This is a genomic window from Desulfoluna sp. CLI2B (assembly GCF_056847375.1).
In genome coordinates this window covers 5,754,703-5,767,429 of the sequence record NZ_CP186557.1, presented here as the reverse complement: position 1 = coordinate 5,767,429, position 12,727 = coordinate 5,754,703, and the positions used below count along the sequence as shown (strand labels likewise).

At 60.8% G+C, this 12,727-nt stretch carries 6 protein-coding genes; 4 read left to right on the top strand and 2 right to left on the bottom strand.

Annotation, left to right across the window (positions count from 1 at the left end):
* Positions 1-338: 338 nt before the first annotated feature.
* Together ACOYW2_RS26750 and ACOYW2_RS26745 are read right to left on the bottom strand one after the other, a co-directional pair.
* Complete coding sequence (locus ACOYW2_RS26750) at positions 339-1,799, bottom strand: efflux RND transporter periplasmic adaptor subunit (protein ID WP_482768550.1); 1,461 nt, start codon at positions 1,797-1,799, stop codon at positions 339-341.
* A 21-nt stretch (positions 1,800-1,820) separates the two neighbouring features.
* The gene (locus ACOYW2_RS26745; RefSeq protein WP_482768549.1) at positions 1,821-3,134 is read right to left on the bottom strand and encodes a TolC family protein; all 1,314 of its coding nucleotides are present in this window, start codon (positions 3,132-3,134) and stop codon (positions 1,821-1,823) included.
* A gap of 615 nt (positions 3,135-3,749) precedes the next feature.
* Between ACOYW2_RS26745 and ACOYW2_RS26740 the strand changes: the two genes are divergently transcribed.
* The 4 genes from ACOYW2_RS26740 to ACOYW2_RS26725 all read left to right on the top strand — a co-directional run bounded on the left by ACOYW2_RS26740 (position 3,750) and on the right by ACOYW2_RS26725 (position 12,568).
* Positions 3,750-4,229 (top strand): hypothetical protein, encoded by a 480-nt coding sequence (locus ACOYW2_RS26740; protein WP_482768548.1) that lies wholly within the window; start codon positions 3,750-3,752, stop codon positions 4,227-4,229.
* A 1,093-nt stretch (positions 4,230-5,322) separates the two neighbouring features.
* Positions 5,323-10,080: a cache domain-containing protein gene (locus ACOYW2_RS26735; protein WP_482768547.1), complete on the top strand. Its 4,758-nt coding sequence runs from the start codon at positions 5,323-5,325 to the stop codon at positions 10,078-10,080.
* Between the two features lie 177 nt (positions 10,081-10,257).
* Positions 10,258-10,383, top strand: a complete 126-nt coding sequence (locus ACOYW2_RS26730; RefSeq protein WP_482768546.1) for a hypothetical protein — start codon at positions 10,258-10,260, stop codon at positions 10,381-10,383.
* A 325-nt stretch (positions 10,384-10,708) separates the two neighbouring features.
* The gene (locus ACOYW2_RS26725; protein WP_482418799.1) at positions 10,709-12,568 is read left to right on the top strand and encodes an ATP-dependent helicase; all 1,860 of its coding nucleotides are present in this window, start codon (positions 10,709-10,711) and stop codon (positions 12,566-12,568) included.
* The last annotated feature ends 159 nt before the right edge of the window (positions 12,569-12,727 follow it).

The window sequence follows — 12,727 nt, the reverse complement described above, 5'->3', positions numbered from 1 at the left end:
GGGGCTGAGCCCCTTGACCCCAGGGTCGCCAATGCTCCCGGCCTTCGTTCCTCAGGCCGATCACATTCGCTGACGGGCTGTGCCCGTGCTAAACACCGAGGGCAAGGTGCAATAAACGGAATCAAGATATCTTTCGTTCCCAGGCTCCGCCTGGGAATGATCTTTGGAGGCTCTGCCTCCACGCTTGAAATTGCTTCGCCCTTGTCGAAAAATGAGAAAATGCAAAGATTCCACACCACCCATCACGGGCGAAGCCCGTCAGTAAATGTGACGTCCCTGAGGAACGAAGGGACGGAGCATTTACGAACCTGGGGTGCAGGGGATTTATCCCCTGCGTCTTACATATCCTCAAAAAAATCATCTTCTTTGGAATCCATCGACCTGGCCTCGGGTGCCGGCGGGTTGACGGCCTCCATCATCTTAGCCACGGCTTCTTTGAGCTGGGATTCCGAGTCCAGAAGGAACTGGCCGGAGACCACCACCTGGTCCCCGGGGGCAACACCCTGGAGCACATGGAGACGCCCGTCATCCAGGGTCACGCCGGTGAGGACGTCCCGGGGGGTGTAGCGCCCCTTTCCGGTCCGCACGAACACCGTCTCTTTGCTGCCGGAGCGCAGGACGGCCTCGGAGGGAATCACCACCCCTGTGTCCCCGGTACCGGTTTCGATGGTTACGTTGGCGTACATATCGGGCTTTAAAAAGGCGTCGTCGTTGTCAAACTCCATGCGCACGGTGATATCGCGGGTCTTGCCCTCCATAAAGGGATAGACAAAGGCCACCTTGCCCGTCCGGCTCTCACCGGGGCTGAAGGGAAGCACCATGGAGGCCTGCTGACCGGCCCTCACCCTCGCCACTTCGTACTCGTAGACATGGGCCTCCACCCAGACCCTGGAGAGGTCCGAAACGGTGAACAAGGTGGTTCCGGCACCGAAATACCTGCCTTCCACGGCCCGCTTGTCCACCACCACCCCGTTATAGGGAGAGGTGATTGTCACGGTATCCAGGGCCCGCCCCCGCTTCTCCGCCCGTCGAATCTCGGACGGGGCCATGGCATAATTGAGCAGCTTTCGTTTCGCCGAGGCCAGGAGCCTCTCGTTGTAACCGCTTCCCGGACCACCCAGCCGCTGCCGGGCGTGGAGGTACTCCTCCTGGGCGGCGATGAGCTCCGGGGAGTAGACCGTGAACAACGGGTCGCCCTTTTTCACATTCTGACCTTCAAAATTGGCGTGGAGGGTCTGGATCCAGCCGGAAAACCGGGGGCTGATATCGTAGGTGCGGGTCTCGTCCCAGGTGACGTGGCCCCAGGTATGAACGCTGCGGGCCAGTCGGGCGCGCTCCGCGGCCTGGATGCGCACCCCCATGTTCTGCTCCACCACCGGGTCGATGCGAATCTCCACCCCGCCCACGAGTTCATCCTCGTACACGGGAACCAGATCCATGCCCATGGCGCTTTTGCCGGGGGCATCATATATCTCGGCAGGATTCATGGGGGCCCGCCAATAGGCCACCACCCTCTCTTTGTCCTGGGCCAGGGCAGGTGCCTCCACCGCTTTCGGGATCAGGGCCATGCCGCACACCGGGCAGTCCCCGGGCTCATCCAGCACAATGAAAGGATGCATGCTGCAGGTCCACAACTCGGCTTCGGTCTCATGGACATGATCCCCGTGGACCACAGGAGTCGACCCGGACCCCTTCTGTCCCGGTCTCTGCAGGAACAGAACCCCCACGGCCAAAACCACAAGAGCCACAACAAGCCCCATGCCCCAGGGCCACCTCGTAAAACGTATGTTCCGTATCATCTGTTTCTCTCCTCCGCGGGATTACTGGCCTTGGGGAGCTTGCGGCTCCACACTCTTTAAAAACGGAGCGACACCGGGAAAGGTCCCCCCGGCCAGCGCCATGAGTCTCATCTCTGCCAACAGGGCGTCCTTGAGATACTGTCTTGCCGTCAGTTCCGCCCGCATGGCTGCCATGGCAGCCTCAATCATGTCCGTGTAGGAGACACCCCCCACTTCGTAGCGGGACACCAGGGCTTCGGAGAGCTGGCGCGCCCTTGGAACGAGGTCTTCAGTATAAAAAAGGTGACGATCCACGGCCGTTCCCATCTCTGTAACCACGCCGCCCACCAGATGGGGCAACTCCAGGCGATACCCCTGATACCGCAGGAGAGCCGCACGCTCCCCCGCCCTTCTGGAGGCCACAAGCCGGTCTTCCCGTCGCGCCTTCCAGACAGGAACAGGAATGGAGGCGGACAGGGACACAAAATCGTCCCTGCTGTTGCCCATGGGGTCATCTTCCCGCTGTCCGTAGGCCAGGCTGACATCCACATCCGGCATAGTCTCCTTTTCCGCCAGGGAAACGGCAACCCGGCTCAAGGACACCTCATGCCTCAACAGCTCCAGGCGGGGGTTTCCTGCTTCGGCCTGGGCCACCCAGGCTTCTGCCGGCCGAAGCTGCGGCAGGTCCAGGCGGCTCTCGGGTATGACCGGGCCGTAAACATCCCGCTGAAGCAACAGGTTGATCCGGATCTCCAGCCTGCGACGCTCTCCCTCAAGGGCCAGCCTTTCGTTGGTAAGCCCGCTCAGCTCCAGTTCCCCCGAAAGCACCGCTTCCTGAATCTCCCGACCTGCGCCGTACCGTGAGGCCGAAACATGGATCAACTGGCTCACCAGTTCAAACAGCTCCCTGTTGAGCCGAAGGCTCTCGGTCACGAACCAGAGCTCATAATAGGTGCCTGCCACTTCCCGCTGGAGGGCAAGGACCTTTTCCTTCATCCCGGCCTCGGCCCGTCGGGCTTCAAGGAGGCGGGACTCGGCTGCCAGTCCCCGTTTCCCCGGCCAGGGGAGCCGCTGGGTCACGGAGACCTGTTTCTGGGTCATGGGCTCCTGGTCCAGGTCAAAGCTGTCCACCGGCACGTTGATAAGCCCCACCCCGAGCCTGGGGTTGGGAAGGGCTTCTGCATACTCCGATGCCGCCCTGAGCCCTGAAACCCTCTCCCGGTCGGCACGGATCTCTGCGTTGGCTTCCACGGCCTCGAGAACCAGCTCGGCCAGGGCTTCCTCACCGGCAAGCCCAACGGCTGGAAACCATCCCCACGCCAAAATACATATTGCTATGGCAATCATTCTCATCATGCTTCCATCCCATCAAAAATCTGTTCCATCCCCGTAACCAGGCTCACCCAAAGAACAAAAAACAGTCAGAAAAGCCACCAGTTACGCGTTGCACTTCGAAGCACCAAAACGTCCATGGCCAGCCAGCCTGTAGTAAAATCTTTTGGACCTGACCTGGCCGTTTTTTCATGGGGTATCCGGGATAGACGCCACCTCTACCCGTTTCAGTACTTTCCCGCACCATGCTCATGAGCAACAGCCGTGCCACGACCCGATGATTCAGGGACTTTGCGCGGTTTCGGTTTCCATTCAGCGGGTTAAACCGAGCCCCATGTCCAGGGGAGATGAACGCCCGTTGCACACTATTCTTCACCTCTCTGAAGAGTATTCATCAGGATCTGGGCAGAGACAGGAAAAAGATGGGGCCGAGAAAGGGGCCGGAAAACGGCTCGAAAAGCGGCACGGCACGGGCCCGTTCAAAACCTCGCCTCCCCATACCGGTTTAACCAGTCCCCATGGCACGGTTCATGAAGACTCATGTTACAAAAAGACCGAATCACCCTGCAAAAAAGGGTGCTGGTTCGCCGTCCTCATCCGGGCCGTCGGACACAACACATACACTGGAGATTTTTAACCATGAAACAAATCACCTCGTACACAAAACACCTTTTTTCAGCAGCCCTCGTGCTGCTTGCCCTGACCGTGACTGCCGGTACCGCGTCCGCCGGATTTTTTGATTTTACCCAAGGCCGCGTGGCCCAGCCGGGGACTGATCTTCACGCCCTGGGCACCCAGGCACTGAACACGGGGCTGGGTGGTATCAGCTACTTTACAAATGGTGAGGGGCGAGTCATTGAAGTCCGGGCCAAAGAGATGCCCAACGGCGACCTGCGGGTTTCCCAGCGAAGGGTCTACATCCCCAAAAATTACGTAGCCAAGACCCATGACCAAACCCTGAAAGCCGAGCGCATCCGCAATAACCTGGCCGAACTTGCTGACCAGCAGCCCTGGGTTGGGGGATATGCTCTCCTGCCGCAAAACGAAGGGGCCAAGGCGTACAAATACGGTGTCATGGTGGAGACTGAGCTCCGACGAAACCACCAAAGCGACAACTGAGACGTTTGAGTCGCTGACGTTATCCATCCAACGGTGAAGCGGGGGCCCCTTACAGGGCTTCCGCTTTCTCACTCTCTCCCTGAGCCTGCCCTCCGGGCTCAGGCCTCAGACGTAGTCTCCCTCATGCCCGGCAGCCCGAGGCTGCAAAGGCCCCAAGGCACAATGGCAGCTTCTTCAATAAACGATCGTTTATTTACCCATGAAATTGTTTAAAACGTTTCCCCTTTTATACCGGGACGTTGGCCCCGAGAATATTCATTCCGCCATGCGTTGCGCTCCCGTCACGGGGAAGACCGGCTGTTGAAAACGAGCCACTGCTACCCAAACCGTGCCCCCGACGCTTTCCTCCCCCATGCAGCCCTCTCAGGCAGGACCCATTCCCCCAAAAGCACCGTCCATGGGCAGGGCCCTGCTCTTATTTATAAACAAATGTTCGTTTATTTATTTTTATGTCAATAAGCAAAAACCGCCTAAAATCACGTATAATTACGGAGCGCATCGCATCAGCCGGACCCCGCCTTTTTTGGCCCGAAACGGCCTGTTGCCGTAAGGGAGGCCACCTTGACACAATCCGGCCGATACCGTATTCTTTTTACGTGATGAACCTTGAAAGGCCGCACCAAACAGAGCTTTGTCATCACCCCCATGGCCCCTTCCCCCGCCCACGATGAGCCCTTGCAGGAGCGGGACTACCCACGGGCATGAAAAGGCGGCCCCTTGCGTCTCCCAACCCGATCCCCGCACCTGAATCCTGAACCGGCACCGACGACACCGAAAACGCCTGAAGTCGACAGGCTCGCGCCTGGCTCACCTCAAAGCCAGGGATCCCCGTGCCATGCCACCCTTCCAGACGAGAAGGTCCAAGCCCACCGCAATGTGGTCGCCGTGGCACAGAGGCAGCCATTCATCGGAAAAAAACTGCCTCCGGCGGCCCGGTCCGGCGCCAACCCGTTAACACGTACGACGACCAGGCAACCAAATGATGGCGGCCCCACCGCTGCAGACATGCCTGCTTTGCAACCGCCTTCACCCTTTTCCCGCAGCGGCATTCCAACAAACCGACCCCACGGGTTCACGGGGTCCAGGAGTTCCCATGGCGTCTCCGGTGCACCGCACATATGGCTTGACGGCCCTTTGCCTCCTGCTGCTGGGGTGCCTTCTTGGAACGCCGGGCCACGCGGACGGGTCGAGCCTTGCCCGGCGTGTCCTTCTCCTGCACTCCTACCACCAGGGATACGCATGGACCGACGGCATCACTGAATCCATCACCCGCGCCTTTGAGGGCAGGAACATCGAGCTCCAGGTGGAATATCTGGACAGCAAGCGTCGTTCCGTGGCCCAAATAACCGCCCCGAGCCGGGACTTTCTCGCCAGGAAATACGCCTCCAGCCAGCCCCATGCCATCATCTGTTCGGACAACAACGCCCTGAACTTCCTCAGGCAATACGGCCCGGAACTTTTTCCCGGTGTTCCCGTGGTCTTCTGCGGCATCAACGGCTTTGTCCCGTCCATGCTCCAAGGCTTCGACGGTAACATCACCGGCGTGGTGGAGCAGCCCGACCCCCTGGGCACCGCAAGGCTGGCCCTCTCCCTCTTCCCGAAAACCAGGCGAATCATCGTCATCACCGGCATCACCCCCACGGCTAAAAACATGCAACAGCTGACGCAACAGGCCTTTGAGGAGCTGAGGGGCAAGGTGGAAACACTGTGGTGGAGCGGCCTCTCCCGAGAGGACCTCACGCGGGAGCTCAAGGGCCTGGGCCCAGGGGACGTGGTCCTTCTCCTCCTCTTCAACCGGGACGGCGCCGGGGAGTACTTCTCCTACGAAGAGGGCGCCAGGATCATCGCCCAGGCGTCACGGGCTCCCGTATTCGGGCTCTGGGACTTTTTCCTGGGAACCGGTGTGGTGGGCGGGCGCATGGCAAGTTCCATGGACCAGGGGCAAAGTGCGGCGGCCCTTGCCTTGAGGATCCTCAAGGGAAAGAAGGCGGACCAGCTTCACATCATCGACTCCAGCCCCAACCTGTACATGTTCGACAACGCCATGCTGAAAAAGTTCGACATCCCCAAAAAAGACCTGCCCCTGGGCAGCGTGGTGTGGGGGGAGTCCGAAGGGGAACTGCCCCGCCCCTTTTTTTACATCAACACGGTCATCCTATTTCTCTGCTTTGTGGCCGTCATCTATATTCTGCTGATATCGGCCCGGCTTCTCAGGAAACGGAGGGCCCTCCCCCAGTTCTCATCCCAGATCTCCCAGATGGTCATCGCCGTGCCTGCCATGGTCCTGATCCTGGCCACCCTGCTCTGGGCAGGGCAGGACTACCTCCAGTTCCGTGACAACAGCCGAAGCCTGCGCCTGAAACTCATGGAAGAGCTTCGCAGAACCATTTCGTATCAGGTCAACCGGGCCATGGAAGACATTGCCTTTCAGAGAAAGGCCGAGCGCGCCCGCCTGCGCCGGGACTTGAAATCCCGCACAGAAGAGGCCCTGGGCATCACCGCCCACCTCTACAACACCCACCTAGAGCAACCGAGAAAAGAGGTCGAAAAACGGATCTATGATGCCCTGTACGCCCTGCGTTGGAACGACAAGCGCGGCTACTACTTTGTCCTGGACATCACAGGCCGGATGATTGTCCACCCTCTGCTCCCCGACCTCGAAGGGCGGGAGCTGGCTGACCTCACCGATGAAGACGGGGTACTGCTGATCCAGAACTTTATCGCCACCATCCAGGAAACCGGCCAGGGCTTCAGTCAGTACAAGTGGGCCAAGAGCCCCGAGGAGAAATTCCAGAGCCCCAAACTCTCCCACCTTCGCCTCTTTGAGCCTCTTGGCCTTATCATCGGCACCGGCGAATACTTAGATGACATTCAGGGCGACACCGAGGCCCTGGCCCGGCAGCAGCTGGAGGGCATCTCCTATGCAGGTGGCGAGGGGTATATTTTCGTGACGGCCTACGACGGCACCCTCCTGGTGAACCGCACCCGCAAGGACCTCATCGGGAAAAACCTGTGGGACGATACCGACCCCCACGGCATGAAAACCGTTCAGGAGTTCATTGCCGCGGCCAAGCACCCGGACGGGGGGTTCGTGACCCACGCCTTCCGAACCCCTCCGGACCCCACCCTGATGAAAAAAATAGCCTATGTCCGCGGGGTGGATGACTGGCAATGGGCCGTGGGCTCCTGCCTTAACCTGGACCGGCTCGACGACGCCGTGGCCCTGGCCAAGCAAAAGATGGTCACCAACTTTTCGGCCAGGCTCGGCCTGATGCTGGCGGCCATGGGAGCCCTGGGCCTGTTCTGCACCTGGCTGGGACGCCGGTACTCCACCCGCCTGGTGACCCAGTTCCAGACCTTTCAGGAAGACTTCACCACCTCCGAGGGCAACTCCCTGGATATTACGGTGTACGGCCACGCCGAGTTCCGAGACCTGGCCGTGGGGATCAACGAGGTCCTGGAGGAGCGGCAACGGGTCTCAACCGTCCTTTTAAAACAGCAGTCCCTGCTGGAGGCCATCTTCGCGTCCACCACGGATCTCCTGATGCTCAAGGACAAAGGCGGGGTGTATCGCATGGTCAACGACGCCTGCACCGCCTTTATGAAAAAAAAGCGCGAGGCCATCGAAGGGCGCACCGACTGGGAACTCTTCTCCCGGGACCAGGCCGAGCTCTTCTCCAAGGGGGACCGTGAGGTGCTGGAGCAGGGCCAGCCCATCACCGATGAGTGGACGTTCAGCAGAGAGGGGACCCTCAAAAGCCTGCTTATCTCCAAAACCGCCGTGCTGGAGGGCACCGGCAGGATCACCGGGGTCCTGTGCTCCGCTCGGGACATCACCACCGTCCGCCTGGCCCAGGAGGAGCTGCAGCAGAGCGAAGAACGTTTCCGGCGCCTCTTCCGAGACACCGCCGACTCGGTCTTTCTCATTGAGGGCAACCGGTTCATCGACTGCAATGAAGCAGCCCTGCACATGCTGCGCATGCCGTCCACCGAGGAGGTGATCGGCACCCACCCATCCCGCTTTTCTCCCACCCACCAGCCCGACGGCACGCCCACGGCCCCGGCCATGGACGCCCTCTTCTCCAAGGCCCTGGCCCAGGGCCCCACCTCCTTTGAGTGGATGCACCGGCGGGCAGACGGCGAAGCCTTCTGGACGGACGTGAGCCTCACCCCCATCGCCTTTCAGGACCGCCAGGTGCTGCACTGTGTCCTGCGCGACATCACCGAGCGCAAGCAGATGGAACAGCAGCTCCGGGACGCCCTGGAGCAGGCCGAAGAAGCAAGCCACGCCAAGAGCACCTTCCTTGCCAACATGAGCCACGAAATCCGCACCCCCATGAACGGGGTCATCGGCATGACCGGCCTCCTCCTGGAAACCCGCCTCACCGACGAACAGCGCCAGTTCGCCGAAACGGTCCAGGCCTCCGGGGAGTCCCTTCTCGCCCTTCTCAACGACATCCTCGATTTCTCAAAAATCGAGGCGGGCAAACTCAACTTGGACCTTCTGGACTTCGACCTGCGGGCCATGCTGGACGACTTTACCGGGCTCATGGCCGTCAAGGCCGAGGAGAAGCGCCTGGAGCTCATCTGCGCCCCGGCCCCGGAGGTGCCCCCCTTCCTCAAAGGGGACCCCGGCCGCCTCAAGCAGATCCTCATCAACCTCACGGGCAACGCCGTAAAATTCACGGAAAAAGGAGAGGTCTCCGTGCACGTGGATCTCCAGGAGGACACCGGCCAGGAGGTGCTCCTCAAGTTTTCCGTCAAAGACACCGGCATCGGCATCTCCCCGACCAAGCAGCCCATGATCTTCCAGAGCTTCCAACAGGTGGACCCGTCCACCACGCGCCAGTTCGGGGGCACCGGCCTGGGCCTGACCATCTCCAAACAGCTGGTGGAACTCATGGGCGGAGAGATCGGTGTGGCCAGCCGGGAAGGCGAGGGGTCCAACTTCTGGTTCACCGTGCGCCTGGAAAAGCAGAAATCCCAGCCCGAGCCCCTGCGCCTGGCCGAACTCGACGGCCTGCGCATGCTGGTGGTGGACGACAACCACACAAACCGGCGCCTCCTCACCACCCAACTCACCGCCTGGGGTATCCAGGCACGGGCCGTCTCCGGCGGGGCAGAGGCCCTGGCCGCCCTTGACCGGGCCAAGGCCGATGACGCGCCCTATCACCTGGCCATCCTCGACATGCAGATGCCCGGGATGGACGGCGAGGCCCTGGGGCGGGCCATCCGCGCCAACCCGGTCCACCGGGGGACCCTGCTCCTCATGATGACCTCCATGGGCCAGAGAAGCGACGCCCGGCGCCTGGAGGGAATCGGGTTTTCCGGCTACCTCATCAAGCCGGTCAAACAAAAAGACCTTTACGACACCCTGGCCGCGGTGGTGGGCAAAGGCCCTGTGGACAGCGGGCGCGCCCCCATCATCACCCGCCGCCTGGTCAAGGAGAACCAGCGCCGCAACGGCCACGTCCTCCTGGCCGAAGACAACCCCACCAACCAGAAACTCGCCGTGCTCCTGCTCCAGAAAATGGGCATCCACACCCATGCGGTGACCAACGGCAAAGAGGCGGTCCAGGCCCTTTGCCATACCCCTTACGATCTCGTCCTCATGGACGTCCAGATGCCCGAGATGGACGGCTATGAAGCCACGCGGCTCATCCGCACCCAGGGGTCCGGGGTGTTGAACCCGGAGATCCCCGTCATCGCCATGACCGCCTTTGCCATGAAGGGAGACCGGGAGGCCTGCCTGGACGCCGGCATGAACGATTACCTCAGCAAGCCCATTCGCAAGGCCGAACTCTCCCGCATCTTGGACCGCTGGCTCCCCAACAGGGCGCAGCCCTCCTGAGCGGGGCGTTCCCTCCCGGGGCCGCGCCAACCCCCTGAAAATAATTATGTCTTGACATCCTTCCAGCACAGCGATTATCACTAAATTACGCTGTTCATCCCCAACAACCCACCGTGTGCGCCCCGGCTCCACACCGCTGCCGTGAACCACGGGCGCCCGCGCATCGGAACGCAGCCCATGGTGTTTGTCATCACATCAGCCGCCCTGGCCGGAATTATCCTGGCCCTCTACGCCCAACCCCATGCCCGACGCATGAAGGAAAAACGCCGCGCCAGAAGCCGAGGCTGCCGCCTGATACCCTGAAAGCCCCGCAAAGGCGGGCCATCCCCCCTCTTTTTCGGCCCTTGTGGCCCATTTTTAGGTTGATCCACCGGACGCATTGTCGTATCGTCTTGGCACCTTAGCCGGCCCCTTTATTCCCAGAGGGGCCGTTTCTGTCTTGGGCCGCCGGAGCCCGAAGGATTCAGGTAATACCAGCGTGAGCAAACGCAAGCTGCGGCCGCCCGGCGATGACATGTGACATCGGCCCGTTACCTTGGACGTGTGGAGGTGCAGGGGCCTTCGCATGGCCTGAGTCCCTTTCGTTCTCCTCACTCCCCCTCAACCGTCCTCACGGAGTACATATAAAATGGAATTATCTCAACAACAGGCGGCTGCCGTAGAGCACCTCGGCTCCCCCGCCCTGGTTGTGGCCGGTGCCGGCTCGGGCAAAACCCGAACCCTCACGGCACGGTTTGCGCGGCTCATGGAGCGCAACGTGGACTCCAGACGCATTCTGGCCATCACCTTCACCAACAAAGCCGCAGGTGAGATGAAGACCCGTCTCATGCAGATGACCGGTTGCATGGACACGGATTTCCCCTGGGTGCGCACCTACCACAGTGCCTGCTACACCATATTAAAGAAACACTGCACCAAGCTGGGCTACCGCATGCCCCTGGAGATCTTCAGCAGCTACCACCAGCAGAAGACCATCAAGGAGATTGCCCTGACCCAGAACATCGACAAGAAACACGCCCCGGCCATCCTCTCCGAGATCTCACGGGCCAAGAACTCCGGCAACGTCAACCGGTACTTCGACGCCCTGCCCCTCATCACCCGGAGCCGAACCGAAGGGATCTACCGGGAGTACGAACGCATCCTGAAAGAGAAGAACGCCCTGGACTTCGACAACATCCTCTGCCTCACCCGGGACCTGCTGCGGGACCACCCCGAAGTCCAGGCCGAGTACCGGGAAAAGTTCCAGCACATCCTCGTGGACGAGTACCAGGACACCAACAACCTCCAGGAGGAGATCACCCGCCTCCTGCTGGGCCATGAAAACCTCTTCTGCGTGGGTGACGACTGGCAGGCGGTCTACGGGTTCAGGGGCAGCAACGTCAGCCACTTCCTCTCCTTCCCCGACAAGTATCCCAACGCCCGGATCTTCCGCCTGGAGCAGAACTACCGGTCCGCAGACGAGATCGTCCAGCTGGCCAACGGCATCATCGGCTTCAACGAGAGCCGCATGGACAAGCACTGCTTCTCCGAAAAACGAGGGGCTGTCATCCAGGCCCGCACCTTCTTCAACGAGTTTGAAGAGGCCGAGTGGGTGGCCCGGAAAATCCGTACCGAATTCCGCAGCGGGGTGGACTACGAGGACATGGTGGTGATGTACCGCACCAAGGCCCTCTCCCTCTGGTTTGAAAAGGCCCTGCGCCAGCTCCAGATCCCCTATCAGATGGTGGGCTCCAAGGGCTTCTTCGAGCGTAAGGAGATCCTGGACCTCAACTGCTTCCTCCTGGCCGCGGCCTTTCCCGGGGACGACGTGGCCTTCGAACGCATCGTCAACACCCCCAAGCGGGGCATTGGCCCTTCCATGATCACCAAGATCTCCCAGGCGCGGGTGGGCCTCATGAGCCTGCAGGAATCCGCCAGGCAGATGGTCAAAAACCGAGTCCTCTCCAAAAAAGTGCACGATGGCCTCACCATGATCTTCGAGCTCCTGGACGCCATCAAGGAGATGCCCCCGGCCCTGGCCATCCAAGAGATTCTGGACCGCACCGACTACCTCGGGTACCTCGAGGGGTACTGCAAGACCCCGGATGAGTTCAACACCCGCAAGGACCAGGTGGAGGAACTCCTCCACACCGCCTCCCTGAAGGAGAACCTGCTGGACTACCTGGAAGACGTAAACCTGATCCAGGAAGACAAGGACGACGATGACGGGGGCGGCAAAGGGGTCCACCTCTCCACGGTCCACGCCAGCAAGGGCCTGGAGTATCGCATGGCTTTTATCGTGGGCCTGGAAGAGCAGCTCTTCCCCCACTGGCGATCCATGGAGAGCGACCGCGAACTCGAAGAGGAGCGCCGCCTCATGTACGTGGCCGTCACCCGGGCCGAAAGCCACCTCTACGTCACCTCCGCATCGTCACGGCGGAAAAAGCGCACCAAAAAAAGCCGCTTCTTCTACGAACTCGACGAAGCCATGGACGAACTGGGAATCTGATCCCCCTCAAAGCGCCCCGGCACCCAGTCTGCCGGGGCGCTTTGCCGTTGAGCCCCCCTGCCCCACCCCACCCTCTTTTTTACCGCCTGTACACATTTTTCTTGACACAAGGGTCGTCGAAGAAATACCTTTGCATACAAACTAATATACAGAAACACC

Coding starts and splice junctions, on each gene's coding strand:
- ACOYW2_RS26750 (WP_482768550.1), bottom strand. CDS start 1,799: ATGATACGGAACATACGTTTTACGAGGTGGCCCTGGGGCATGGGGCTT.
- ACOYW2_RS26745 (WP_482768549.1), bottom strand. CDS start 3,134: ATGATGAGAATGATTGCCATAGCAATATGTATTTTGGCGTGGGGATGG.
- ACOYW2_RS26740 (WP_482768548.1), top strand. CDS start 3,750: ATGAAACAAATCACCTCGTACACAAAACACCTTTTTTCAGCAGCCCTC.
- ACOYW2_RS26735 (WP_482768547.1), top strand. CDS start 5,323: ATGGCGTCTCCGGTGCACCGCACATATGGCTTGACGGCCCTTTGCCTC.
- ACOYW2_RS26730 (WP_482768546.1), top strand. CDS start 10,258: ATGGTGTTTGTCATCACATCAGCCGCCCTGGCCGGAATTATCCTGGCC.
- ACOYW2_RS26725 (WP_482418799.1), top strand. CDS start 10,709: ATGGAATTATCTCAACAACAGGCGGCTGCCGTAGAGCACCTCGGCTCC.